The sequence below is a fragment of the Anabaenopsis elenkinii CCIBt3563 genome, assembly GCF_015245355.1.
Classification (GTDB): Bacteria; Cyanobacteriota; Cyanobacteriia; order Cyanobacteriales; family Nostocaceae; genus Anabaenopsis; species Anabaenopsis elenkinii.
In genome coordinates this window covers 1-24,983 of sequence record NZ_CP063311.1, presented here as the reverse complement: position 1 = coordinate 24,983, position 24,983 = coordinate 1, and the positions used below count along the sequence as shown (strand labels likewise).

Annotated in this window: 20 protein-coding genes, 2 tRNA genes and 3 pseudogenes; 15 read left to right on the top strand and 10 right to left on the bottom strand. The window is 42.6% G+C overall.

Features of this window, described 5'->3' with window-relative positions:
- Positions 1 to 117: 117 nt before the first annotated feature.
- From IM676_RS00125 to IM676_RS00115, 3 genes are all read right to left on the bottom strand, one after another.
- Complete coding sequence (locus tag IM676_RS00125; protein ID WP_200988433.1) at positions 118 to 3,009, bottom strand: glycerol-3-phosphate acyltransferase; 2,892 nt, start codon at positions 3,007 to 3,009, stop codon at positions 118 to 120.
- Between the two features lie 102 nt (positions 3,010 to 3,111).
- The gene (locus tag IM676_RS00120) at positions 3,112 to 3,252 is read right to left on the bottom strand and encodes a hypothetical protein (protein WP_200988432.1); all 141 of its coding nucleotides are present in this window, start codon (positions 3,250 to 3,252) and stop codon (positions 3,112 to 3,114) included.
- A gap of 322 nt (positions 3,253 to 3,574) precedes the next feature.
- Positions 3,575 to 3,874: a 30S ribosomal protein PSRP-3 gene (locus IM676_RS00115; protein WP_200988431.1), complete on the bottom strand. Its 300-nt coding sequence runs from the start codon at positions 3,872 to 3,874 to the stop codon at positions 3,575 to 3,577.
- A 138-nt stretch (positions 3,875 to 4,012) separates the two neighbouring features.
- Between IM676_RS00115 and IM676_RS00110 the strand changes: the two genes are divergently transcribed.
- Positions 4,013 to 4,816 carry a TIGR01548 family HAD-type hydrolase gene (locus tag IM676_RS00110; RefSeq protein WP_200988430.1) on the top strand — a complete coding sequence of 268 codons (804 nt, stop codon included), beginning with the start codon at positions 4,013 to 4,015 and terminating at the stop codon, positions 4,814 to 4,816.
- 50 nt (positions 4,817 to 4,866) lie between these two features.
- Here IM676_RS00110 and IM676_RS00105 read toward each other — a convergent pair whose 3' ends face one another.
- Entirely contained in the window at positions 4,867 to 5,673 is an 807-nt protein-coding gene (locus tag IM676_RS00105; RefSeq protein ID WP_200988429.1) for a tetratricopeptide repeat protein, read from the bottom strand.
- 48 nt (positions 5,674 to 5,721) lie between these two features.
- Complete coding sequence (gene ruvB, locus IM676_RS00100) at positions 5,722 to 6,819, bottom strand: Holliday junction branch migration DNA helicase RuvB (protein WP_200988428.1); 1,098 nt, start codon at positions 6,817 to 6,819, stop codon at positions 5,722 to 5,724.
- A 142-nt stretch (positions 6,820 to 6,961) separates the two neighbouring features.
- On the opposite strand from ruvB, the gene hisF reads away from it, so the two are divergent.
- The 5 genes from hisF to hsdR all read left to right on the top strand — a co-directional run bounded on the left by hisF (position 6,962) and on the right by hsdR (position 11,308).
- Positions 6,962 to 7,735 carry an imidazole glycerol phosphate synthase subunit HisF gene (hisF, locus tag IM676_RS00095; RefSeq protein WP_200988427.1) on the top strand — a complete coding sequence of 258 codons (774 nt, stop codon included), beginning with the start codon at positions 6,962 to 6,964 and terminating at the stop codon, positions 7,733 to 7,735.
- Between the two features lie 108 nt (positions 7,736 to 7,843).
- Positions 7,844 to 8,035: a hypothetical protein gene (locus tag IM676_RS00090; protein WP_200988426.1), complete on the top strand. Its 192-nt coding sequence runs from the start codon at positions 7,844 to 7,846 to the stop codon at positions 8,033 to 8,035.
- A gap of 82 nt (positions 8,036 to 8,117) precedes the next feature.
- A tRNA-Ala gene (locus tag IM676_RS00085) sits at positions 8,118 to 8,190 on the top strand.
- Positions 8,191 to 8,253: 63 nt separating this feature from the next.
- Positions 8,254 to 8,835: a Uma2 family endonuclease gene (locus IM676_RS00080; protein WP_200988425.1), complete on the top strand. Its 582-nt coding sequence runs from the start codon at positions 8,254 to 8,256 to the stop codon at positions 8,833 to 8,835.
- Between the two features lie 136 nt (positions 8,836 to 8,971).
- Positions 8,972 to 11,308 (top strand): EcoAI/FtnUII family type I restriction enzme subunit R, encoded by a 2,337-nt coding sequence (hsdR, locus tag IM676_RS00075; protein ID WP_200988424.1) that lies wholly within the window; start codon positions 8,972 to 8,974, stop codon positions 11,306 to 11,308.
- A gap of 46 nt (positions 11,309 to 11,354) precedes the next feature.
- Here the strand turns inward: hsdR and IM676_RS00070 are convergent, their stop codons facing one another.
- A complete protein-coding gene (locus IM676_RS00070) occupies positions 11,355 to 12,683 on the bottom strand; it encodes an RNA-guided endonuclease InsQ/TnpB family protein (RefSeq protein WP_225880415.1) in 1,329 nt (442 codons plus the stop codon).
- A gap of 25 nt (positions 12,684 to 12,708) precedes the next feature.
- On the opposite strand from IM676_RS00070, the gene IM676_RS00065 reads away from it, so the two are divergent.
- The 3 genes and pseudogenes from IM676_RS00065 (at position 12,709) to typA (ending at position 15,161) form a co-directional block, all read left to right on the top strand.
- On the top strand, positions 12,709 to 12,855 hold the full coding sequence (locus IM676_RS00065) for a hypothetical protein (protein WP_200987268.1): 147 nt from the start codon (positions 12,709 to 12,711) through the stop codon (positions 12,853 to 12,855).
- A gap of 95 nt (positions 12,856 to 12,950) precedes the next feature.
- Positions 12,951 to 13,154 (top strand): annotated as a pseudogene (locus IM676_RS00060) (Uma2 family endonuclease); the annotation flags it as partial.
- A gap of 216 nt (positions 13,155 to 13,370) precedes the next feature.
- Complete coding sequence (typA, locus tag IM676_RS00055) at positions 13,371 to 15,161, top strand: translational GTPase TypA (protein ID WP_200986764.1); 1,791 nt, start codon at positions 13,371 to 13,373, stop codon at positions 15,159 to 15,161.
- 53 nt (positions 15,162 to 15,214) lie between these two features.
- On the opposite strand, the gene IM676_RS00050 is transcribed toward typA, so the two are convergent.
- Positions 15,215 to 16,018 (bottom strand): type 1 glutamine amidotransferase, encoded by an 804-nt coding sequence (locus IM676_RS00050; protein WP_200986763.1) that lies wholly within the window; start codon positions 16,016 to 16,018, stop codon positions 15,215 to 15,217.
- 282 nt (positions 16,019 to 16,300) lie between these two features.
- On the opposite strand from IM676_RS00050, the gene IM676_RS00045 reads away from it, so the two are divergent.
- Positions 16,301 to 17,080, top strand: a complete 780-nt coding sequence (locus IM676_RS00045) for a hypothetical protein (RefSeq protein WP_200988422.1) — start codon at positions 16,301 to 16,303, stop codon at positions 17,078 to 17,080.
- A 555-nt stretch (positions 17,081 to 17,635) separates the two neighbouring features.
- Here IM676_RS00045 and gntT read toward each other — a convergent pair.
- Positions 17,636 to 18,976, bottom strand: coding sequence for a guanitoxin biosynthesis MATE family efflux transporter GntT (gene gntT / locus IM676_RS00040; RefSeq protein WP_200988421.1), 1,341 nt, complete (start codon positions 18,974 to 18,976; stop codon positions 17,636 to 17,638).
- A 198-nt stretch (positions 18,977 to 19,174) separates the two neighbouring features.
- Between gntT and IM676_RS00035 the strand changes: the two genes are divergently transcribed.
- A complete protein-coding gene (locus IM676_RS00035) occupies positions 19,175 to 19,597 on the top strand; it encodes a thermonuclease family protein (protein WP_200988420.1) in 423 nt (140 codons plus the stop codon).
- A gap of 170 nt (positions 19,598 to 19,767) precedes the next feature.
- Here the strand turns inward: IM676_RS00035 and IM676_RS00030 are convergent, their stop codons facing one another.
- Positions 19,768 to 21,105, bottom strand: a complete 1,338-nt coding sequence (locus tag IM676_RS00030) for a Mur ligase family protein (RefSeq protein ID WP_200988419.1) — start codon at positions 21,103 to 21,105, stop codon at positions 19,768 to 19,770.
- 119 nt (positions 21,106 to 21,224) lie between these two features.
- On the opposite strand from IM676_RS00030, the gene IM676_RS00025 reads away from it, so the two are divergent.
- The 3 genes from IM676_RS00025 to IM676_RS00015 all read left to right on the top strand — a co-directional run bounded on the left by IM676_RS00025 (position 21,225) and on the right by IM676_RS00015 (position 22,747).
- Positions 21,225 to 21,782 carry a thylakoid membrane photosystem I accumulation factor gene (locus IM676_RS00025; protein WP_200988418.1) on the top strand — a complete coding sequence of 186 codons (558 nt, stop codon included), beginning with the start codon at positions 21,225 to 21,227 and terminating at the stop codon, positions 21,780 to 21,782.
- 238 nt (positions 21,783 to 22,020) lie between these two features.
- Positions 22,021 to 22,629: a hypothetical protein gene (locus IM676_RS00020; protein WP_200988417.1), complete on the top strand. Its 609-nt coding sequence runs from the start codon at positions 22,021 to 22,023 to the stop codon at positions 22,627 to 22,629.
- Between the two features lie 46 nt (positions 22,630 to 22,675).
- Positions 22,676 to 22,747, top strand: a tRNA-Lys gene (locus tag IM676_RS00015).
- Here the strand turns inward: IM676_RS00015 and IM676_RS00010 are convergent.
- Positions 22,736 to 23,983: pseudogene (locus IM676_RS00010) on the bottom strand (NAD(P)H-hydrate dehydratase); the annotation flags it as partial. The gene IM676_RS00015 and the pseudogene IM676_RS00010 sit on opposite strands and share 12 nt — an antisense overlap.
- Positions 23,984 to 23,985: 2 nt before the next feature.
- Between IM676_RS00010 and IM676_RS00005 the strand changes: the two are divergent.
- A pseudogene (locus IM676_RS00005) lies at positions 23,986 to 24,435 on the top strand (hypothetical protein); the annotation flags it as partial.
- Between the last annotated feature and the right edge of the window lie 548 nt (positions 24,436 to 24,983).

Here is a 24,983-nt window from a genome sequence, read left to right as displayed (position 1 = left end):
TACAGCGTTGGGATTAAATTATCTCAATCTTAGGCTGTAGATATTAGACATCAGCTTACCAAGATTTTGGGGTTCTGGCATTAACTCAGTCAGGTCATGAACTACCCATCGGGTAGTTCATTCTGATCTCAACTTGTTAGACAATTCTATAATTCCTCTTGACCCATCTATGCGTACCCGTTGCCCATCTTTTAATCTCCATGTAGCATTATGAACATCCATAATGGCAGGAATACCATACTCACGAGCTACGATCGCACCGTGAGAAAGTCTTCCCCCAGCTTCAGAAATTAACCCACCGGCTCTAACTAACAGAGGTGCCCACCCTGAGTCTGTATAAGGTACTACTAGAATTGTGTGGCGATCGATTTCTGGTAATTGTTGTAAGTCTCGTACTACCTTGATGCGCCCCTCTGCCTGTCCGTGGCTAGCGGGAATACCATGTAATACTTGATCTGAGTAGATTGAGGAGGGAGGAAGGGGATGGGGTGGTAGATGACCGTAAACTAAAAGGGGGATTTGATTTAACTGACTATCTTGCTGAAATTGCCATCGCCTCAATTCTAGTATCTCAGATAAATCTTCCCTCAGTTCAATATCATCCCCTGCTACTAAACGCCGCACTTCATTCAACTCCAGAAAAAAGATATCGCCACTTTGGTGGATTAAGCCGCATTTTAAGCAACTTTGCTCTAAAGCTACAAATCTCCACCGTAATTCAGCTAATAGGCGAGAATAAATTTCAGTCACTCGTCCTTTAATATCTACCCGTCGCTGTAGTAACCTGGGTTTGCGCTTTCTCAACTTCACAGGTTTGTCGGTTTGTGCTCTGTTTTGCAATAACTGTACAAACAAGTCCTTGATGGGTTGGGGGTTTTCTTTCCAGGTGGGAACAGCAATATTTGTACCCACATCACTCAAATAACCGTAATCTTCAAGGAATTGGTGGAAATCATCGATAATTTGCTCTCCTTGTGCTGTTTTTGCCAATTCTGCAAATACTTGATCCGGTTTACACTCAGGTAATATCTGTTGCGCCTGTGCTGCTAAAGCAGTCAGCGATCGCAAGGCGGCGACTTCTGGAGCTATACTTTGGTCTATGTCCTCATCTTTAACCCTAAAAATTGCCTGCCTGAAAGCTACGCTCAAGGGGACTAAAATACTGTAGTAAGTTGCACTGCGCAGTAATTCCAGAATAGAATCTATTCTCTCTAATAGCTGGGCTGCTGTGAGTTTTTCTATGGGTTCATGGGCTAATTCTGACAAACCAGGCAGAAACTTTTGACTATAATCCCGCTTAAAGTCTTTTTCTAAGCTCATTTCTTGCTTGAGTAACCGCATTAACCCCGGTAAATTCTCCCAAGTGGACTTTAAGGGCGGTTTACTCATCTTCGCCCCCCTGGTCAGAAATTCCAGACTTTCTGGTGGTAACCCCATCCGTAAAAAAATCTCTCCTAGCAGGGAAGCATTAAAATAGGCCCGGGAATAGTGGAGGGTAGCAGTGGCCGTAAAATCCAATCCCCAGGAGCGATCGCCCAAAACCACAGTAAAAATATCTCCCCAAACCCCACAAGTTAAGGGGCGATTAATCGACCAAGTTAAGGGATGAATCACTCCGGGAATCACCTCTGCAGCTATTTTCCTCGTCCAGATCGGCAATAGAGTAGTAATAGGTCGGGATTGCAAAACCCAGATATTTTCACCGTCATAAGTCCACTCCATATCTTGCGGTAACCCATTATACTGGTTTTCTAGTTGCCGCACTAAATATGCTACTTGTTTGATTAAGGCTTGTGGTACTTCCACTTCTCGCCCGGACATTTCCCCCACCACTTGTACAGAGGTGACATTATCTGTTTCCACCACAAAGGCGCGATATTGCTCTGGGGTGACCTTACCGGAAACCACTTGAGTGGGACTACCAGGTAAAGCCTCAATCACAATTGCATCCCCCTGTTGGCTAATGGGGTCACGACTGAAAGCTACACCAGAATAGACACTGGGAATTTGTTGTTGTACCAGCACAGCCATAGCCATATCTGGTAAACTGCGATCGCGACGATATTGTACAGCACGGGGATGATTGTAAGAAGCTTGAACTTGGGCGATCGCATCTATTAATTGCTCAGTGGTAGTCACATTGAGAATTGTTATATACTGACCAGCTGCGGAAGCCTGTTGAGAGTCTTCCCCGATAGCAGACGAACGCACCACCATAGGAGACAGATTAGAGGGTTGAAGAATTGCCATCAACTCTTGGGGATCATCTACAGGGGAAATTACCCATCCTTTGGGTACTGGGTAGCCCCAGCGTTTAATTTGAGATAATGTCGCGGCTTTATCTCCCACCACACTAGCATCCAGCTCGTCATCTAAACTCAAAATCGAGGGTTTACCCCGTAAATAAGTAAAAACTGCCTGTGACTTGGCATCAGTCTCCGGTGAGGGTAAATTCAAATCATCAGGGATTCTTATATAAATCCACCCTAATACTCCTGCTAGGACGACAGCCGCCATTATTTTGGCTATATCCTCAATATTGAGGAGTAACACCAACCAAGGAAACAGGAATAAAACCCCAAATTTTACCCATTGCCTAGATCGCACAACTATCATACTGATCATAGCCAATAAACCGGTAAATATTGCTACCAGGGGATTATGTACCAGTAAGCCCCAAACAACATTGGTTGTGCCAGCCCCTCTACCTACCCCATACCTACCTAACACTAACCCAATCAGGGCAACTAATTCCCAAGCCGATCCCGGTGGAAAAAATACACGGCACTGCAAAACCGCGGACATTCCTTTCAGGGCTTCTGACAACACAGCCAGTATTCCTACCCATGTGCCGCCGTGATAAAAAGCCGCTGCAACACTGATGTTTTTAGTCCCAATTTGTGATAATTTTTTGCCGGTTAGGGCATAGGTAATCCAAGCAATAATTGGCAAAGACCCCAAGAGGGGGGAAGCAATTAAAATAACGAGGACACCCCAAGATTGAATCATTATGGTGGCGAAGACGTTTTAATCTATCTTACTCAAAGATGGACAGCTGGCAGCGATCGGACTAAACCATGCTTGCCAGCGTCTGTCTTAGTTCCTAATCTCTCAGTTTAACGCATAGGCGGATTGTAACGCCCATATAATTAAGGCGGCAATGGAACCCAACAGCAGCACAGTAGAGATGGTGACTACTCTGGGGGAATCGGCACCCTTGAATTTCATAATTCCTCGGTTTAAATCGGACATAGCTTTGTAATCCTCCTTTGTTACAGTGCTAATTTGTCCGTTTTGATTGTAGTATTTATGTTTGTCAATGCGGCTAAATTACAGATAATATTTTGTTTAAGCTTTGTATTGTGGCTAGCAAGTCCCTATAGCTGAGAAACTGGTTCCTCATAGACATCACCAATCGTAAAAACAGCGCCTGGGGCGCTGCTGATTTCCAGATCCAGCAAATTTGATGGGCTGAGGTATCAGGGAGGGTGGGAAAGGTCACCCCACAGGAGTAGTAAGACTTATATAGTACCTGTGTGCCTGCAACTTACTGGATCTCAGAAATAAGTACTATTTAGGCGCTACCTGTAAAAGCAACTTCGGGAAATTTCAATTGAGCTTCTGCCATCGGTCGTCTTCTGCCTTCCTCTTGCCAGTAGTTAATCACTTCTGTAGCTTTATTGAGCAATTCGACGCGATCTAAATCACTAATCCAGTGTTTAGCTTCTAATTCCTTTTTTAACTCTTCCCAGGCATCATTGCGAGGCCAGAAAAAGTACTTAGTTAAAGGACTGGTACCTTTACCTACAACTTGATCCACTGCTAGGGCAACGTTTTCATCTAACCACAGAATTTTGAGAATAAATTGGGTCAATCACACCTCCGGGAAATAGGGACTATTAAATATGTGCTATGCGATCGCTTATTCTAACCCAATACCTCACCTATTGACTAAATAGTGGTCACAAATTGCTCTACCATAACCTCATAAAAGAGAAAATCTCCTATAATAATGGCAAAGTCCTCCCTCAAAACTATTGTTGTTTTCGATATTGACGGCGTAGTGCGCGATGTTGGTAACTCCTACCGTCGGGCTTTAGCGGATACTGTGGAGCATTTCACCAACAGCGCCTATCGTCCTACACCCGGAGACATTGATCAGCTTAAATCTGAAGGACTATGGAATAATGATTGGGAAGCTTCCCAAGAATTTATTTACCGCTACTTTGAATCCCAAGGGAAAACTCGCCAGCAGTTACAACTAGATTACAATGCCATAGTTGCCTTTTTCCAATCTCGTTATCGCGGACCAGACCCAGAGAACTGGACAGGGTATATATGTAACGAACCCTTATTATTACAACCGAGTTATTTAGAAAACCTCACCACCGCTGGAATTGCTTGGGGATTTTTTAGTGGTGCTACCCGTGGTTCTGCTACCTATGTTTTACAAAAACGTCTGGGTTTACAGTCACCAGTCTTAATTGCCATGGAAGATGCACCGGGTAAACCAGACCCTACAGGACTGTTTACCACAGTGGAACTGTTAGAAAATCAAGTTAATAATCTAACAATTATCTATGTGGGAGATACTGTAGCTGATATGTATACCGTCAACAAAGCTAGGGAAATAAATCCTGATCGTAATTGGATTGGTGTAGGAATTTTACCGCCCCACGTCCAAGACACAGCCGCCCATAGTCATGCTTATAGTCAAACTTTACTAACAGCAGGTGCAGCGGTAGTTTTAAGTAACGTTGAGCAGCTCAATCCGGTCAAAATAGGAGAATTACTACAAGAGCTGGGGAAAATTTAAACTTTTCCATCAGATCCCGGACTTGTTAAGGAAGTCGGGGATCTATTTGATTACTCAAGATGCAAAAATTTATCTAAAGCCGCTACCATCTTGGGCGGCCAACGGCGGATATTTTTGACCCAGTTCATATCTTTGTAACGATTATCCAGGCCATAGGCTGCTACCCAGTTACTTTCGGCTTCCCCTTTGTTACCATTTACCCAGTAAGCGGCGGTGAGGGCGGCGCGCATATCAGCAAATTTAGGATATTTGCGGACTATGTTTTTCATTTCGTGGATGGCGGCGTCGGTTTGACCGGTTTCATACAGGGCCAGGGCGTAGTTAGCCCTGGCAAAGGCAAAGTTAGGGGCTATTTCTACGGATTTTTGATAGTCGGCGATCGCCTCTTGCCATTGTCCTAAACCGGATTTGGCATTACCGCGGTTATTGTATGCCATGGCATCATTAGGGTCAAGTTCTAATATATGATTATAATCGGCGATCGCCTCTTGCCATTTCCCCAACCCTTCCAAAGCTGCACCACGGTTTAAATAGGGGTCAGTTGCATCGGGGGCTAATTCTATGGCTTTGTTGTAATCTGTGAGTGCTGCTGCTAATTTATTTTGACTGACCCGGGAGTTTCCCCGGTTACTCCATGCACCTGCATTAGTGGGAAACTGCTCAATAATTTGTGTCCAGTAAATTTCCGCAGTGGCAAAATCACCTTTATTTGTAGCTGCTAAAGCTTTATTAGCTAGTTGATTGCCTTGTTCTAGCTGTTCTTGAGTAATAGTAGCTCCTGGGGTTAGTGCCATGGCTGGTGTACTCCAGGTGAATACTAGTAATAAACTCAACAAAGTACTAATTAATTTTACCATCCAGATTTACCTTAATGTCCAATTCTCAGTTTCCCCATTTTCCCCCAATTACAGCATAGATAACTGTTCATTAGGGGGCTTGAGTCCCAAATGCTTGTAGGCGGCGGTGGTGGCGGTGCGTCCCCTGGGAGTGCGGCTTAAATAGCCAATTTGCATCAGGTAAGGCTCATAAACTTCTTCAATGGTTTGGGTATCTTCACCGGTAGCGGCAGCAATTGTTTCTAATCCTACCGGTCCCCCGTTAAATTGTTCAATGATCACACTCAACATCCGGCGGTCTGTCCAATCTAAACCGCAGGGGTCTACTTGAAATAGTTCCAGTGCTTCGGCGGCGACAGTTTCTGTAATCTTACCTGATATTCTGACTTGGGCGTAATCACGGACTCGTTTAAGTAATCTATTAGCGATCCTGGGGGTACCTCGGGAACGACGAGCAATTTCTGTTGCACCATCTGCAGCTATGGGGGTTTTGAGTAACTCGGCGCTGCGGGAAATAATTTGGCTGAGTTCTTCCACTTGGTAAAATCGCAGTTTCTGCACTAACCCAAAGCGATCGCGTAGGGGTGAGGTGAGAGCGCCTACACGGGTTGTGGCTCCCACTAGAGTAAATTTGTTGAGTGGTATACTTCTAATGCGAGCGCCAGAACCTTTACCAACGGTGATATCTACGCGATAATCTTCCATGGCTGGATAAAGAATTTCTTCTGTCATTCGGGAAAGACGGTGAATCTCATCAATAAATAGGACATCCCCGGGTTTGAGGTTCACCAGTAACCCCACGATGTCTCTGGGACGTTCTAGGGCGGGGGCGCTGGTAATTTTGTAGTTTACCCCCATTTCCGATGCTAAAATTACAGCCATTGTTGTTTTTCCCAATCCCGGAGGCCCATATAGCAGTAAGTGATCCAGCACCTCACCCCTTGATTTAGCTGCTTTGATGGCAATATCTAGCACATCCTTTAAGTCTTTCTGTCCAATGTAGTCAGCAAATCGCTGTGGTCTGATACTCTCTTCTGGGTGACCTTGTTCCTCAGTTGTTACCGACGGTTGCAAAATGTTCTGGTCAGATCCACTGCGAACCCCTGGAGACTGATTTGGTTTCCCGTTGGGTTCTTGAGGCTGTTTTTTCGAGGAGATTATCGCCATAATTCAGCTATCAACCTTGAGTTCAGGACTGTTTGAGGATTAAACCACCATGGCTAGAGCAAAAAAAAATTTTTGCTGAGAATTACACAGGTCAATTTAGAATTTAAATTCCAGATGATTAGCCAGGAGTGAAAAATTTATTATGTTGTCTAAAAGAATCTTACCCTGCTTAGATGTGAAGGCGGGACGGGTTGTTAAAGGAGTTAACTTTGTCGATCTCAAAGATGCGGGGGACCCGGTGGAACTGGCTCAGGTTTACAATGAAGCTGGTGCTGATGAGTTAGTGTTTCTGGATATTACCGCTACTCATGAAGACCGGGACACGATTATTGATGTGGTCTACCGCACTGCTGAACAGGTGTTTATTCCTTTGACCGTGGGTGGTGGGATTCAATCCTTAGAAAATGTTAAAGCTTTGTTACGAGCCGGGGCAGATAAGGTTAGTATTAATTCGGCAGCGGTACGTGATCCAGACTTGATTAATCGAGCTAGCGATCGCTTTGGTAATCAGTGCATAGTTGTTGCTATTGATGCCAGGCGCAGAATTTCCCCCGAAAATCCGGGCTGGGATGTCTACGTCCGCGGGGGGAGGGAAAATACTGGTTTAGATGCCTTACTTTGGGCACAGGAGGTTGAAAAGCGCGGCGCAGGAGAATTATTAGTGACGAGTATGGATGCCGACGGAACTCAAGCTGGCTATGATTTAGCGCTGACCCAGGCGATTGCGGAATCTGTACAAGTCCCTGTGATTGCTTCCGGTGGTGCTGGTAATTGTGAGCACATCTATACCGCATTAACTGAGGGGAAGGCGGAAGCGGCGTTACTCGCATCATTACTACATTATGGGCAGTTAAGTGTGGCAGAAATTAAGGAGTATTTACGCGATCGCTCAGTACCAGTCAGGTTATCATCCTAATGGTAGAAATTAGGGGGAAATTTTACCAGATTTATCATAAGTTCCATCCAGTTACCTGAAATAGTGTTAAGATTGGTGTATAAGTATGAATAAATATGAAGAAATATTATGTTGGTTGTGATTTTATTATTTGACATCGCACTAGTAGCGTGGTCCCTGCATCTGATGGAAAAAGCCGTACAGCATAAAGAGTTTTCCTTAATGCTGGCTGGTGGTCTGGTAGCCATGGCGGCGGCGGCTATGTTAGTTGTTTATTTTCTGATGGGGCATTGTATGACATATTTGTTACAATTGTCTTAAAATATCCTGAAGAATTAGAGATTAATCATAAATCCACCTTGACAAAACTCAAATCTTCAGGGATTATAATAAAGCATGACTCGGGGCTATAGCGCAGTTGGTAGCGCATCTCAATGGCATTGAGGGGGTCAGCGGTTCGAATCCGCTTAGCTCCATATTTATATGATTTTGTTACATTTATTTGTTAATCATCTTCTGGCGAAAAAGCCGAGGTAATCATGTCTGTGCAATTGCTAAGACGGAAATTTACAGTTGAGGAATATCACAAAATGGTTGAGTCGGAAATTCTCACAGAGAATGACCGAGTAGAACTGATCCGGGGAGAAATTCTGGAGATGTCGCCCATTGGGACAAAACACGCAGCTTGTGTAAATCGACTAGTGAATTTGTTGGTGCAGTTGTTAGGGAAACAGGTGATAGTTGCTGCTCAAAATCCCGTTGTATTAAATAATAACTCAGAACCTCAGCCAGATGTGGCATTACTCAAACACCGAGATGATTTTTATGAAACCGCACACCCCCAATCTGAGGATATTTTTTTGTTAATTGAGGTGAGTGATTCCACTCTCATGTATGACCGAGAGGAGAAAATCCCCTTATATGCACAAGCAAAGATCATGGAAGTTTGGTTAGTAGATATTAACTCACAAACTGTCGAAGTTTATCAACAACCCACAGATACAGGTTATCAGCTGAGGCGAAAATTCACCGCTGGTCAAAATTTAACAATTCTCGCCCTACCAGATGTAAACATTACCGTTAATCAAATCTTGGTCTCCCCCAGTCTTCGGTTCAATTAGGAGAGGGTGAGCGGTTGTGGTTGGAATAATGGTGGAAATATTGGTGGAAATATTGCATCAAGGTGACATACCCAATCTTGTATACTGAGGTTGTGTATTTTTGTGTTGACACACCTAGAGTTTCAGCGAACCTTTTATGTCAGAAGCTATTGATAAGAAATCTTTAAGTGAGCGTGATATCTGTACAAAGTACATCACACCAGCTTTAGTGAATCAGGGATGGAATATCAATACTCAGATTCGAGAGGAAGTAACGCTGACAAAGGGGAGGGTGATTGTTAAGGGTAAGCTTGCTATTCGCGGTAAACAAAAACGCGCAGATTATGTGCTGTATTACAAACCCGGTGTACCACTAGCTGTGATTGAGGCTAAGGATAATAATCACAGTGTTAGCGCGGGAATGCAACAGGCGATCGCCACTGGTGAATTAATTGATGTCCCATTCATCTTTAGTTCTAATGGGGACGCTTTTATGATGTGCGATCGCACTACGACCCAGGGACAGCGAGAGCGAGAAATACCCCTTGACCAGTTCCCCACACCGCAAGACCTTTGGCAAAAATACTGTAATTGGAAGGGGATTGACTGGGAAATTCAGGGGATTATTTCCCAAGATTACTACCCCAGTCCTGATCAAAAACAACCCCGCTATTATCAACAGATTGCTATTAACCGCACAATTGAGGCGATCGCCAAAGGACAAAACCGGATTTTGTTAGTCATGGCCACGGGTACAGGTAAAACTTTTACAGCTTTTCAAATTATTTGGCGGTTGTGGAAGTCGGGAGCAAAAAAGCGTATTCTGTTTTTAGCAGACCGCAACATTTTAATTGATCAAACTAGAGTCAATGATTTTAAACCCTTTGGCTCAAAAATGACGAAAATTAAGCAGCGACAGGTAGATAAATCCTACGAAATTTATCTTTCCCTATATCAAGCAGTGACGGGAAATGAAGCAGCGAAAAACATTTATCGCCAATTTTCTCCAGATTTTTTTGACCTAATTATAATAGATGAGTGTCATCGGGGAAGCGCCAATGAGGATTCAGCATGGCGAGATATTTTAACCTATTTTAGCAACGCTACCCAGATTGGCTTGACAGCTACCCCCAGGGAAACAGTGGAAGTTTCTAATATTGATTATTTTGGTGACCCAGTTTTTACCTATTCCCTGAAACAAGGGATTGAAGATGGCTTTTTAGCTCCTTATAAAGTAATTCGCATTGATTTTGATCTAGACTTGAGTGGATGGAAACCGCAACCAGGACAACGGGATAAATACGGTAAAGAAATTCCCGACCAGATATTTAATCAGCAAGATTTTGATAAAACCCTGGTGTTAGAGAAGCGCACTGAGTTAGTAGGGCGGATAATTTCTGATTATCTCAAATCCAGCGATCGCTTTGCCAAAACTATCATTTTTTGTGAAACCACGGACCACGCGGAACGGATGCGGGTAGCATTGGTGAATGAAAATACTGATTTAGTCGCCGAGAATAGTCGCTACATTATGCGAATTACTGGGGATGATGCTCAAGGTAAGGCAGAATTAGATAATTTTATCAACCCAGAAAGTAAATATCCCACCATTGTTACCACCTCTGAGTTACTCACCACCGGTGTTGATGCTAAAACTTGCAAGTTGATTGTTTTAGATCAGCGCATCCTGTCTATGACTAAATTTAAGCAGATTGTTGGGCGGGGAACTCGCATTGATGAAGACTACGGTAAAATGTTCTTCACCATTATAGATTTTAAGAAAGCAACCCAGTTATTTGCTGACCCTGACTTTGATGGTGAACCTGTACAAATTTATCAACCCAAATCCGGTGACCCAATTAATCCCCCTGATCATGGGGATGATGAGCAAATCATAGATGATGGTGAAATTATCCCCAAGCAGAAGCGACAAAAGTATGTAGTTGCAGATGAAGAAGTCGCCGTTGCTGTGATTAGAGAGCAATACTACGGTAAAGACGGTAAGCTAATTACAGAATCAATTAAAGATTATACTCGCAAAACAGTAACTCAGGAGTACGCCTCATTAGATGTTTTCTTAAAAAAATGGCGCTCTAGTCAGCAGAAACAGGCGATTATTCAGGAGTTACAAGAATTGGGTGTACTTTGGGAAGCCTTAGAAAAAGAGATTGGTCAGGATTTTGACCCCTTAGATTTAATTTGTCATGTGGTCTTTGACCAACCACCACTGACACGCAAGGAAAGAGCGAACAATGTCCGCAAGGGTAACTACTTTAGCAGGTATGGGGAACAAGCCAGAATGGTTTTAAATGCTTTGTTAGATAAGTACGCTGATCGGGGAGTTGAGGATATTGAAACTCTGGATGTGTTGAAAGTTAAACCAATCAGTGATTTAGGTACTCCCTTAGAGATCATTAATATTTTTGGCGGTAAGCAGAATTATTTACAAATTTTGCAAGAATTAAAACAGAAAATTTATGACCTTGCTATGTAGTGGGGTTTACCAGTTGACCTCTCCCCGCCATAAATGGACGGGGATTCTAAACTGTTGCTACAAGAAGGGCTAAAGCCGCTTCCCTCCGCTTTTTAGTTTTGGTTTCCCAGATGCGATATCTGGTAGCGAGGGTCAAAACTCGCCTACAGACCTTGACCAGATTTAAATCTAGTTGTGTCTCTACTTTGCGAAGAATATTCGCAGCACCATTCAAATCAGCGTTGATTAATTTACCTGCACCAGTGCAATAAATTCCACGTTTTACTCGTTTTCCACTTGGTGTCCACCCTTCAGGTTTTGCGCCGAAAATAGGTAGAAAGTCACCATCTAAAAAACTAGCTTTACTGGTGTAGGACTCTTCAGTTTCAACAAATTTGATGCTGTAGTATTCGCACAGTTGTTTAACTCGTTCCTTTAATTTAGCTGTTGGTATTTGTACAAAAGATTGAGTTGTTTTACCCAACTTTGCTTCTTGTCTCTGTCCTTGATTCCACCCAAAAACAACTGTACCAATTTTGTATTTAATGCAGTAGTCAACAACTAATCTAGCTGCTTTATTTACAGCATCTCTCACTTGTCGGTTACGCTTTTCTGTGATATGGGCTAGTTGTTCATCCCAGTATCCTTGTGGTTTACCTTCCTTTAAGGTCGCAATACGCTTGTTATACCATTGGTTAAGAGATTTAATTTTGCGTCCATCAACAATAAAACTAGTTCCAGTATTAGAAACACAGCTTAACCAGTTGTTGATGCCGGGGTCAATAGCTAGAGCATACTGGGGATTAAAATTAATTTTTGGTGATGACTTTTGCTCATAGACAAATTCAGCATAAAAGCATCGGTTTCTTGGTAGTATTCTTAATTCCTTAATATCTGCAAACTTTAGGTTTGAAGGCATCGGCAGCAAGAAACTATCAAGTTTAAACCAACGTTTAACAGTACTACCCAGCGGTATTTTTATATGATCACCAACAAGTTTCAATGCTTGCTTGGGATAAGTCACGAGTGCATACCCTACACCTTTACGATATTTCGGTAGCTTGGGCTTAAAATGCAATTCACCTTTGCTGTACCTCTTATCTAATTCTTTATAAGACTTAAATGATTCTGCTACAGACCTCAAAATTTGTTGTGCTGCTTGAGAGTACAAAACTTGATAGTGTTTATTGGTTTTATACACTTTCTCTAGATCATACTTACCAATCAACTTCCTAGTTTTGAAATATAACTGACGAGCGTAGTAGATACCACAATTTGTCAGTTTATGGGACTCTGAGCAAATAAACTCAAGGACTGCTCTAAGTTCATTATCTGGGTTAACTAAGTTTTGCTGACATCCATACATTGTTTTCACCTCCTTGATATATACTAACATTAAATACTAACAATGTATGTCACTTATGAAGGGAAAAACATTAACAATACGTCTATCTGAGCGGAGAAGAAATAAACTTTATTTATATGCTGCTCAGAAGGATAAAACCATCACTGCTTTGATTGAAGATTGGATTGATAGCCTAAAACTCGAAGGGGACACAGCAGACTGAAGCCTGCCAAGTCGCGTTTCATCCCCTGTCTAAAGCACGAAGTACGCAACTGCGTTGCTGCTTCTCAGGGGCTTTCACGCTCCCGCCAAGTTCCGGTAATTAATAAAATTATTTTTTGTATGCAGCAGGGGACTAAATTAGGTTGGTTTATTGACCCTAATGATAAATCCGTGATGGTATTTCAACCTCAGCAATTACCAGAGGTCAAATACAATACTGATATATTACCTGTGCTTGATGTGTTAAAAGATTGGCGGTTAGAGGTAAGAGAGATATTTAGCTGGTTGCAAGTTAAATAAATTTGGTGTTAATTAAGACGCGATTGATAGATAAACTAGGGAGGAAAATATTTATTTCTGGAGAAGTTTACAGAAAACCCCCCGGAATTGTGACAATTAAGCTAGAATTATTAAAGGTTCTTTACAGAAGTTGCTAATTAACAATAGTTCTGTTAGAGCGACTCGGTATTGACATTGAAAACTGAAAACCCCCTCTTGAGTTCACTAAAAGCTCCTATGACGCTCCCAATTCGCAACGTCGCCATCATCGCCCACGTTGACCACGGCAAAACTACCCTGGTTGATGCGCTCCTCAAACAATCTGGTATTTTCCGAGAAGGTGAAGACGTTCCGGATTGTGTCATGGACTCCAACGCCCTAGAACGGGAGCGGGGTATTACCATTCTCTCTAAAAATACGGCTGTTCGCTACAAAGAGACATTAATTAACATTGTGGATACCCCCGGACACGCCGACTTTGGCGGCGAAGTGGAACGGGTACTCGGTATGGTGGATGGTTGTTTGTTAATTGTAGATGCTAATGAGGGTCCTATGCCCCAGACACGCTTTGTATTGAAAAAAGCGTTAGAAAAGGGACTGCGCCCCATTGTGGTGATTAACAAAATTGACCGATCCCAGGGTGATCCCCATGTGGCTGTAGATAAGGTTTTAGACCTGTTCCTAGAATTAGGTGCAGATGAAGACCAATGTGATTTTACCTATCTATTTGCTTCCGGTATGGGCGGTTACGCCAAGGAAACCATGGAAGGGGAAGCGGTAGATATGCAGCCTCTATTTAATGCCATTCTGCAACACGTTCCACCTCCTGTAGGGGATATTAACAAACCTCTACAATTGCAAGTCACCACCCTAGATTATTCGGAATATCTGGGACGGATTGTGATTGGTAGAATCCATAATGGTACTATCCGCACTGGACAACAGGCGGCTTTGGTAAAGGAAGATGGTACTATTGTCAAGTCCAAAATTACCAAATTAATGGGATTTGAAGGACTCAAGCGGGTGGAAATGGAAGAAGCCACCGCGGGTTATATTGTGGCAGTATCTGGTTTTGGTGATGCTTATATTGGGGAGACCATTACAGACCCCAACGAACCCCAAGCTTTACCTTTAATTAAAGTGGATGAACCCACTTTACAAATGACTTTCTGGGTCAATGATTCACCCTTTGCCGGTCAAGAAGGTAAACTGGTAACATCCAGACAAGTACGCGATCGCCTGTTGCGTGAATTAGAAACTAACGTCGCCCTACGAGTAGAAGAAACTGACTCCCCGGATAAATTCCAAGTTTCCGGTCGGGGTGAATTGCACTTGGGGATTTTAATCGAAACCATGCGCCGAGAAGGTTTCGAGTTCCAAGTATCTCAACCACAGGTAATTTACCGAGAAATCAACGGTCAACCTTGCGAACCCTTTGAACTCCTAGCGTTGGACGTTCCCGAAGATGCAGTAGGTAGCTGTATTGAACGCCTAGGACAACGCAAAGGCGAAATGCAAGATATGCAAGTGATTGGGAATGGTCGCACCCTGCTAGAGTTTATCATTCCCGCCCGGGGTTTAATTGGTTTCCGGGGTGAATTTATGCGGTTAACCCGTGGTGAAGGGATTATGAACCACAGTTTCCATGATTATCGTCCCCTCACCGGTGAAATTGAAGCCCGGAACAAAGGGGTTCTGATTGCATTTGAGGAAGGTGTTTCCACATTCTACGCCATGAAAAACGCAGAAGATAGAGGCGCATTCTTTATCACTCCCGGAACCAAAGTTTATAAAGGTATGATTATTGGAGAACATAATCGTCCCCAAGACTTAGAGTTAAATGTGTGTAAAACCAAGCAATTAACCAATCACCGCGCCTCTGGTGGGGATGAACTGGTACAATTGCAAACACCAATAGAAATGAGCTTAGAGAGAGCTTTAGAGTACATTGGTCCAGATGAATTGGTGGAAGTCACACCCGAATCAATTCGTTTACGGAAAGTGAGCAAGAAATTCGCCAAACGTTAAGAACCCCACCCCTAACCCATCCCTGGGGATGGGTTGGGAAGTTCGATCTATGCTTAAACTGAATGTGGTAAACTCAGGTTTAACCGCTTGAACATTGCCGATCGCCCTTGTAAAGCCAGACTATCATCTAGTGGAGACAATGCGATCGCCTGTTGATATTTCAGCCGCAAAGCAGTTTGGATCAACCAGTCAGCGACAAAGGGATTTTTAGGTAACAGAGGACCGTGGGAATAAGTGGCGATCGCATTCTGATAAAATGCGCCCTCAGTCCCATCTTCACCATTATTACCCAAACCATAGACCACACGCCCCAAAGCTTCCACCTCACCTAGGCGAGTCCGTCCCCCATGATTCTCAAAACCCACTAAATAGGGTTTAGTTCCGGTCATCTCTGCTAATTCCCGCCCTAATCGAGAAGCTGTCACTTCAACTACCAAATTACCAATACAGCGTTGAGTATTTTCCCCCGGATGTACAGAGACTAAATCAAAGATTCCTAAACCTTCAATCCGCTTCCCTAAAGCAGGTTCGTAATATTTGCCCAACAGTTGGGGAGAACCACAGGTAAATACTCCCGGTGTACCATTATTAATTTTATCACCCATAGCCTCCGCTTTTGCGCCCTGTAAATCACGCATGACAATTTCTTGCTGGCGGTCCTGTGCGCCACCACCAACAATAATATCTACACTGTGAATATCAGCAGCGGTCGAACTTTGGTCTAGGGGAACTACCCTCACATTATACCCCCGCCACTGGGCGCGACGTTCGATGGTAATCACATTACCGCGATCGCCATAGGTACTCATAAGTCGAGGATACAACCAGCCGATAACTAATTCTAAAGTAGAACTCATAAAACCTCAATTACCCCAATATAACTAATAATTTGGCTTAACTGACTCAGATTAACCACCCATAAACACACATACATTGTTACTTCCATACATCGGGAACCATGACAACGTTCAGGTATTATACATAGCTAAAATCTGCCAGCGTTGAATTAAGCCTCAGAATTTAGTATTCTATGTAACAGTTTTTTTGTCATATATTCACCATACTGTCAGAGTGTTGTTAGCTATCTCAAAGATTTATTTGTTAATTTTCCAGCCAATAAATTATAATCGGGATTACTTATGCAAGTTATTACAGCTCCTAATATTCCAGTCATTGCTGGAGAGAACGCCGTTGCTATTTCCCAATTACCTCCTATATGGCAAAATATAGCCGCCGGGGTCGCAAATGTAGGACTAGATAACCCCCAGACTTACGTAGAAATGGCTCAGTTATTCCAATATAAACTGGGGAGGGGTGATGTAGACTTATTCAGTGAACGTCCAGAATTAGCGCCTTTTAAATCAGCATTTTCCCAGCTATTTGGTCAACTAGGTTATGAAACCCTAGAATTTTATGGTCATGACTTCTTGATTGATAGCTATCCAGATTTTAAACAAGTTCTCGCAGATGTAAAATCCCAGGGTAGAGAATCCGCGGATGAGGTGAAAGTCGCACTCATAGGTATAGAACTGTTTGATGAGTTTGGCTACGAACTACCCGCTAGTTTCTATCATGTCCACCTCGCGCCAATTTACCGAGATCATATATTTGAAGAACGAGCTTTACGCTTTGATCAAAGAGATATCGCACACAAACGCTCTTGGGATGCTGTCTTACACGCGGGTAAAGTTTTTGCTGTGCAAATGAAAGTGCAAAGCATCGCCTCTAAATATGGTTTTACCTATCATCATGGTTGCGGTTGTAATTCTCATCTATCTTCCATTGATATCTCTGAGGGAGAATTTAACTATAAAATCAGTGCTGAGAAATATCACAGATGGATTAGAAGTTTTATCTGGACTGCTTGGTATGAATACGCCTTCTTTCCCATCGTTCCCAATACCAGTTATTTAGTCTAAGTCAGTGTCAGAAAAGCCAGGGGTGAGAAACCCCAGTCTGAAAACGGTTGACGGTTGATGGTTGACTGGTTGGGGGTTAAGAGCAGCAGCGATCGCCTTTAACATCGCCTAAGGGCTGTTTTAATGCACCAGTTAACTACTACCGAAGTTCAATCACAATAGCTGAAATAGCTATTCTAATTTTTTGAACCTCGGTCGCTTGCTGTATAAGGCTTTGAGGTGTTTGATTAATATGCTAAATCCATTTCAGCCGTTAATTTTCTTGAACCTGGCTAATAGTTAAGAATGAGTGAGAGATTTTTGATTTTCTAAGAGGATGTTTGTCAAGTCATGATTAGTGTATCAAGTATTGCTTGACCCCACCCTAACCCTCCCCTTGTAAGGGGAGGGGACTGGATTTTATTGTTTCGGTGTGTCCCCCATTCCCTATTCCCTATTCCCCATTCCCTATTCCCCATTCCCTATTCCCCATTCCCTATTCCCCATTCCCTATTCCCTGTTCCGGTGTTCCCTGTTCCCCATTCCCTAAGATAAAAATTACCTGTTGAAAACTTATCAAACAACCTCTAAGTTTTGGGGATACAAAGTTTGGGGTATCTGTATTGCTAATACTACCATAAGAGTTGTCATGTAAGAAACAAGAGTTGACCACAATAGATGATTGTTGTGGAAATACCAAGCTGCGATCGCCAAAGGCGAAAAACCGATGAAAAAAGCCAGTAATACAGCATTTCTTAGACTTGCACCAGCTTTTAAACCGATAAAGTAACCTTCAAGAATAAAGGCGATCGCTGTAATTACTAAAACCGGCAACAACCAAATTGTATATTGAGTAATGTTAGTATTAACTTCAGGGTGATTAGTCAACAACCCAAAAACTTGATCAGGAAAAATTGTAGATACCAAAGCAAAAGTCACAGCGATCGCTATAGCTGTCACCAGAGACACAAATAACAACGGCATCATCTGTTGTTGATTTTCCTTACCTTTAAAATTAGCAATTAGGGTTTGAGTTGTCACTCCCACACCTTGGATAGTAAACTGACTTAAAAGAGCAATTTGCAGCATTAATCCATTTTCTGCCAAAACCGTTTTTCCCATACCGGAACTCAAATTAGTAAAGATAGCATAGGCAGAAATCAGGGCTAAAAATCGAATGAAAATATTACTTTTTAGCGCCATAGTATTCTTGAGAGCTACCCAATCAAATATTTCTTCTAGTGCTTTAGGTAACACTTGCCACTGAATACTCAATCCCACTCCCAGCAAACCAACTCCCAAAGCCAAATACTGACTTAAAGCAGTTGCTAAACCCGCACCCATACTTTCCCAACCCCATTTAAAAATCATCAGATAGTCAAGCAACACATTAGAACCATTACCAACGATAGACATCAGCAGCACCCAATCATTCATTTCTCGTCCTAAAAACCAACCGAAAAGGACAAAATTGACCAAAACAGCAGGAGCGCCCCAAATTCTGCCATAAAAATAGTCAATCCCAGAAGTTTCAATTTCTGGAGAACCATTCAACATCAAAAAACCAAATTTTTGTATAGGGTATTGCAGCAGTAAAATCACTAACCCTACGGTCAAAGCAATCAAAGCACTACGTAAACCAGCCAATAATACGGCTTTTGGTTCATCTGAACCCACAGCTTGAGCAGTCAGAGCATTGGTACTTGACCGCATAAATTTTAACACTCGATAAAGGTAGTCAAACAGAATAGTTGCCAAAATTACCCCAGCCAAGTGACGGATATCTGCTAAATGTCCTAAAAAAGCAGTATCCACCAACCCCGCTAGAGGAATCATCAGATTAGACAACACGCTCACGGTTGACAACCGATAAAATCGGGGTAAAAAATCGTATTTAGTTGAGACTGTATCAGACATAGCATTTTTGATGTCAAAGGGAACTACTTTAGTTTATTCCCAAAATAATCGCCTATGGTAAGCTACGCTACCAGAAACTACCTCTAGACTTATACACTGTCAGGGTTTAAAATCGGTGGATTCCCATGTCCTGGGGACACCAATTACATGGAAACATTCCCAAACTAAATAGACAGAAGTTTAAACTCTTCTAATCATATGGCTGACAAAGATCCCTACGTTTATAAAATCAGATCAGTTCACAAAGTTGTAGATGGCGACACCATTGACGCTGATATTGATCTTGGTTTTAATATCTCCCTTACTAAGCGAATTCGTCTTGCTGATGTCGATACCCCAGAATGCAGGACAAGTAATACCTATGAAAAGAAACTTGGTCTTGAAGTCAAACAATGGCTTCAGAAGAATTTAGATGGTAAAAAAGAAATCCTGATCAAAACAGAACTTCCAGATAGCACCGAGAAATATGGCAGAATTCTTGGCAGATTATATGTTGATGGTGTATGTCTTAATGATCGTATGATCGAAGAGGGATACGCTTGGAAATATGATGGCGGCACAAAGAAAAAAGATTTTGCTTTGTTGGAAGCCAAAAGAAATGCAATCTCAAGCTTAACCTGAAGAACAAACTCAGAAGAAGTCCCCATCCCATTGGGGACACTCATGGCTTTTGTTGCAGCGATCAGTCTTAGGAATTCATTACTATACTGATACTGGTGCGATCGCTGTTTTGTTGACCGCTTACGGGTGACTAAGTATTAATTCTCAAAGTACCAATACAGTCCAAAAGCTTAGAGAATTTTCCTCCCGGTGAGAATCTCTCTGACTTCTAACATAGCCGAATAAGTCGGGAGAATATGCAGGGTTTCATTGTCTGGGGTGTGTTGTAACGCCGTGGCGATCGCCTCAGCCAAATCTTCCTTGATAATTAAATTTAAGTTACTCTGGTTCAACTCCTGACTGTAGCGCAGACGTAAGGCCATGTCATAGACGCGATCGCCACTGACTACTAAAGTTCCCCCCCTTTCCACTAGTTTTTCTGTATCTACATCCCAAATCCAAGATACATCAGTACCATCAGGGGTGCGATCATTTAACACTAATAAGGTGGTGCTATCATGGCTTTGGGTAACAACCCGAATTGTTTCATTAGTCCCCACCGGGTTTTTAGATAACAAAATCCGCACCCGTTTATTATTAAATACTAAATCTTCCGCCCGACCAAAAGCAGCTTGAAAATTATCGATAGTTTCTTTAATTATCCCTTCATCAACCCCCAACTCTCGCGCCGCCGTCACAGCCGCTAGGGTATTGTATTTATTATATAAACCCACTAAAATCTGTGACCATTCACTGCTTTCTAGACTGGGTTGACTTTTACTAAAACCACATTGGGGACAAGTGAAATCTCCCAAATGGGACAAATACACACCTTGATAATCTAGAGAGTGTCCACAACTAGGACAATAAATAGAATCCACAGCGTGGGGAATAGCTTCTAAATACTGTTCTGGTTCATTCATCCCAAAGAATAACACCTTTTGGGGTAGTTGCTGCCCCAGATAAGATAAAGTTGGGTCATCAGCATTGGGAATTACCACCGTTTCCAGAGGGAGGGTAGAAATTACCTTTGTCCAGCGCTTACTAATAGTGTCTACTTCCCCATACCTATCCAGTTGGTCACGGAATAGGTTTAAACACAGAATGATTCTCGGTTGGAGGGGCTTTAAAACCTTGGGTACAATATTCTCATCTACTTCTAGAATCCCATAGTCAACATCTAGCCTTCCCAGAAAGTCAGCATTTTCTATCAACGCCGTCATCAAGCCATTTTCCAAGTTTGCACCTGTGGAATTATGGGCAATGCGGTAACCTTGGCGTTTTAAAATACTACATAAAAGCAGGGCTGTGGTAGTTTTGCCATTAGTACCAGCAATGAGAATTATACCATTTTTAACTTGCTGACTCAACAACCGCAACAACCGCGGTTCAATCCGACGCGCAATAGACCCTGGTAATACACTAGCAGCACCCAGACCCAGCGATCGCACTATCAAAGTTACACCTTTAGCTACCGACACCGCCAAACCCAGTCGCAGTCTATCTATGAGTTTAATTTTATTTCCCACATCCGTAACCTAACTCTGGCTGTTATTTTAGAAAATAGTGCGTAAATGTAATTATATATCCAGTTCAGTTGGACTAATTCCGCACAAACCGACAAAAACTAATTGTAAGGTGCTCTGGGATGAAAAGCATAAAGCTTCTTTTTTTACTGAAAAAATGCCTCTTCTTGCTTGCTTGTCTATTAATAATCAATATACAACCTGCATTTGCCGGACTCAATGATGATGTTTATGATGGTAACATTTTCGTGGTTTATGCTGGTAACGGTTCACTGGTTCCCCCCAGACAAACTTTAGCCAAATCTTTAGAAGAACATAAACCGGTATTTTTAGCCTTTTACATTGATGACAGCAGAGATTGTAAACAATATGCCATCTCCATATCCACAGTTCAGGAATTCTACGGGCGGGCTGCGGAAATTATCCCCATCAGTGTAGATACCATACCTGTCAAATCCAGCTATGAACCCACAGAACCAGGATACTACTATTCTGGTTCTGTTCCCCAAGTTGTGGTTTTCAATCAATCAGGGGAAGTAGTTTTAAATAAAACCGGTCAAGTCCCTTACGAAGAAATCGACGACAAATTTAGGGAAGTATTTAATTTATTACCCAGGACTGAATCAGTAACATTGCAACGACGTGCACTCAACGAGGTGAGTGGTGAGTTAGCACAATAACCTTTAGGGTGGACTCAGGTCTACCCTAATTTAATTTAGTTTTACCTGATACTGCATTCCCAAGGAGGAAAAGGGATATTATAAAGGTAATATAAATATTAACAACATCATCACTATTGTTTCTTGAGAGCAGAAGCGTCAACCTCAAACATCTACCATTGATCACCAAATGGGAGTTAAGTAAATCCCTAGTCCATAGTTCACAGCCAATGGCTAATGATTACTAGAGTGTGTTTTGATGTCAAAGGTTTATACTACCGAGGAACTAATCAAAATCTTGGCTGACGAACGTCAAGCCTGTCTCTCAGGGAAACGCCTTAAACTAGAGGTGACGGTTTCTGGTAATCCTATCATTGACCAGTTTATCAAAACTGATGGGTTACAAAAGTTTAGCGCCTATCAAGATTTTAAAGCCGCCATTCACGCATATCAACGGGAAAATCAAGTATCTGGTATAGTTTGGCGAGAAATCACAGTTAAAGCTAAAAGTTTACATTATCCCGAAGTTGACCCGGAATTAATTTCCCTCAACAGCGACCTAGAAATCATTAGATCCCATAAAAATTCTATATGGGAATTTTGGCAGGAAGTAACCGCAGGAATGGATTTATACTTGAGCTTTAACAACGGTAAACAACACCAGCAAATTTACCACTCTGATGTAGAGCGAATTGCCCAAACCACAGAATGGGCGAGTTTATGGAAGTGGGAAAATTCTCACTTTTTGGAAATGATTCTACAACTAGGATGGGGTAAACCAGAAGCTGCTCGCTACAAACGAGGTAGACCCCAGTCTGGGAGTGAACAAATTCACGCTGTCAACCCGGGAAATCATCCCATTGGTTAGTAGGCTTGCCAATTTATCAAAAATATGATATAATAGTCCATGCTATGGGTGACTAGCTCAACGGTAGAGCATCGGACTCTTAATCCGCTGGTTCTGAGTTCGAATCTCAGGTCACCCATTCTGAAATAACTTTCATCAGATATTCTGTCAAGGTAAAAGCATCTACACCTAGTTCTGTCCGCTCTTGGGCGGCTAAAATCCCGGCTTGAGCGTGCCACCAAGCCCCAGTAGCCACAATATCCTCTACAGGTATTCCTTTACTCCCAGTTTGTGCCCAGAGTCCCCCGATCAACCCCGTCAAAACATCCCCACTACCACCCCTGGCTAAAGCTGGGGTACTATTAGGATTAATCCAAATTCTCCCCTGGGGGTGGGATATGGCAGTTCTGGCACCTTTTAATAAGACGATCGCCCCACTGGCTGCGGCCGCTGCTTGCACTGCTTGAATTCTATCTTGCTTGGGGTCGGGAAGATGGGGAAATAAACGCACAAATTCCCCGGTGTGGGGTGTAAGAACCGTCGCCCCTTGACGTTTTTGTAATGTGGGGATGGTTCCCATCTGTGCTAAAATATTTAAACCGTCTGCATCTAAAACTAAGGGGCGATCGCTAGCCATCACCTCCTGGACAATGGCAGTGGCATCTAAAGTTAAACCAGGACCACAGGCGATCGCACTAAAGGAACTTAAATCAGTTTTTTCCGGTAATTGTAAATACTCTATCGCTCCGGTTTGTGTCTCTGGACAGCCAATAATTAAAGCCTCCGGTAAATGGGACACCAACAGCGGCTTTAAAGACTCCGGTACAGCCACCGAAAGCATACCCACACCACTAGCACGTCCACCCAGAGCCGTTAAAATTGCTCCCCCTGCATAGCGACGGGAACCGCAAATCAGCAGTAAATGACCAGCTTGATACTTATGGGTAACTGGTGAACGTGGTAAGGGTAAAGTTGACAAAGCCTGAGTTCGGGTCATGCGTTTAATTGCGGGTAAAGTCCCTAAAACAGCTTGCACATCCACCCCAGGAATATCAAAATCAATTAACTCAGCTTTGCCAATATATTCTAAAGCTTGGTCTTGGAAAAAAGCCAACTTCCACAAACCCAGACAAAATGTCTGAGTCGCCCGAATAGCAGCGCCTAAAACTTCACCAGTATCAGTATGTATACCCGAAGGAATATCAATACTCAAAATCGGCTGCTCCCATTGATTAAAGCGATTAATCGCCCAGGCCAGGGAATCAGTAATTGGTTTTTCTAACCCAAACCCAAACAATCCATCAATCACAAAATCACAATGTGGTAATTCCTCAATTTCTTGATAACAGGGGATACCTAAACTCTGAGCATATTGTNGTAAAATCCCAGGGTAGAGAATCCGCGGATGAGGTGAAAGTCGCACTCATAGGTATAGAACTGTTTGATGAGTTTGGCTACGAACTACCCGCTAGTTTCTATCATGTCCACCTCGCGCCAATTTACCGAGATCATATATTTGAAGAACGAGCTTTACGCTTTGATCAAAGAGATATCGCACACAAACGCTCTTGGGATGCTGTCTTACACGCGGGTAAAGTTTTTGCTGTGCAAATGAAAGTGCAAAGCATCGCCTCTAAATATGGTTTTACCTATCATCATGGTTGCGGTTGTAATTCTCATCTATCTTCCATTGATATCTCTGAGGGAGAATTTAACTATAAAATCAGTGCTGAGAAATATCACAGATGGATTAGAAGTTTTATCTGGACTGCTTGGTATGAATACGCCTTCTTTCCCATCGTTCCCAATACCAGTTATTTAGTCTAAGTCAGTGTCAGAAAAGCCAGGGGTGAGAAACCCCAGTCTGAAAACGGTTGACGGTTGATGGTTGACTGGTTGGGGGTTAAGAGCAGCAGCGATCGCCTTTAACATCGCCTAAGGGCTGTTTTAATGCACCAGTTAACTACTACCGAAGTTCAATCACAATAGCTGAAATAGCTATTCTAATTTTTTGAACCTCGGTCGCTTGCTGTATAAGGCTTTGAGGTGTTTGATTAATATGCTAAATCCATTTCAGCCGTTAATTTTCTTGAACCTGGCTAATAGTTAAGAATGAGTGAGAGATTTTTGATTTTCTAAGAGGATGTTTGTCAAGTCATGATTAGTGTATCAAGTATTGCTTGACCCCACCCTAACCCTCCCCTTGTAAGGGGAGGGGACTGGATTTTATTGTTTCGGTGTGTCCCCCATTCCCTATTCCCTATTCCCCATTCCCTATTCCCCATTCCCTATTCCCCATTCCCTATTCCCTGTTCCGGTGTTCCCTGTTCCCCATTCCCTAAGATAAAAATTACCTGTTGAAAACTTATCAAACA

Coding starts and splice junctions, on each gene's coding strand:
- IM676_RS00020 (WP_200988417.1), top strand. CDS start 22,021: ATGTCAAAGGTTTATACTACCGAGGAACTAATCAAAATCTTGGCTGAC.
- IM676_RS00025 (WP_200988418.1), top strand. CDS start 21,225: ATGAAAAGCATAAAGCTTCTTTTTTTACTGAAAAAATGCCTCTTCTTG.
- gntT (WP_200988421.1), bottom strand. CDS start 18,976: ATGTCTGATACAGTCTCAACTAAATACGATTTTTTACCCCGATTTTAT.
- IM676_RS00090 (WP_200988426.1), top strand. CDS start 7,844: ATGTTGGTTGTGATTTTATTATTTGACATCGCACTAGTAGCGTGGTCC.
- IM676_RS00125 (WP_200988433.1), bottom strand. CDS start 3,009: ATGATTCAATCTTGGGGTGTCCTCGTTATTTTAATTGCTTCCCCCCTC.
- hisF (WP_200988427.1), top strand. CDS start 6,962: ATGTTGTCTAAAAGAATCTTACCCTGCTTAGATGTGAAGGCGGGACGG.
- hsdR (WP_200988424.1), top strand. CDS start 8,972: ATGTCAGAAGCTATTGATAAGAAATCTTTAAGTGAGCGTGATATCTGT.
- IM676_RS00050 (WP_200986763.1), bottom strand. CDS start 16,018: ATGAGTTCTACTTTAGAATTAGTTATCGGCTGGTTGTATCCTCGACTT.
- IM676_RS00110 (WP_200988430.1), top strand. CDS start 4,013: ATGGCAAAGTCCTCCCTCAAAACTATTGTTGTTTTCGATATTGACGGC.
- IM676_RS00070 (WP_225880415.1), bottom strand. CDS start 12,683: ATGTTAGTATATATCAAGGAGGTGAAAACAATGTATGGATGTCAGCAA.
- ruvB (WP_200988428.1), bottom strand. CDS start 6,819: ATGGCGATAATCTCCTCGAAAAAACAGCCTCAAGAACCCAACGGGAAA.
- typA (WP_200986764.1), top strand. CDS start 13,371: ATGACGCTCCCAATTCGCAACGTCGCCATCATCGCCCACGTTGACCAC.
- IM676_RS00035 (WP_200988420.1), top strand. CDS start 19,175: ATGGCTGACAAAGATCCCTACGTTTATAAAATCAGATCAGTTCACAAA.
- IM676_RS00065 (WP_200987268.1), top strand. CDS start 12,709: ATGAAGGGAAAAACATTAACAATACGTCTATCTGAGCGGAGAAGAAAT.
- IM676_RS00105 (WP_200988429.1), bottom strand. CDS start 5,673: ATGGTAAAATTAATTAGTACTTTGTTGAGTTTATTACTAGTATTCACC.
- IM676_RS00045 (WP_200988422.1), top strand. CDS start 16,301: ATGCAAGTTATTACAGCTCCTAATATTCCAGTCATTGCTGGAGAGAAC.
- IM676_RS00080 (WP_200988425.1), top strand. CDS start 8,254: ATGTCTGTGCAATTGCTAAGACGGAAATTTACAGTTGAGGAATATCAC.
- IM676_RS00120 (WP_200988432.1), bottom strand. CDS start 3,252: ATGTCCGATTTAAACCGAGGAATTATGAAATTCAAGGGTGCCGATTCC.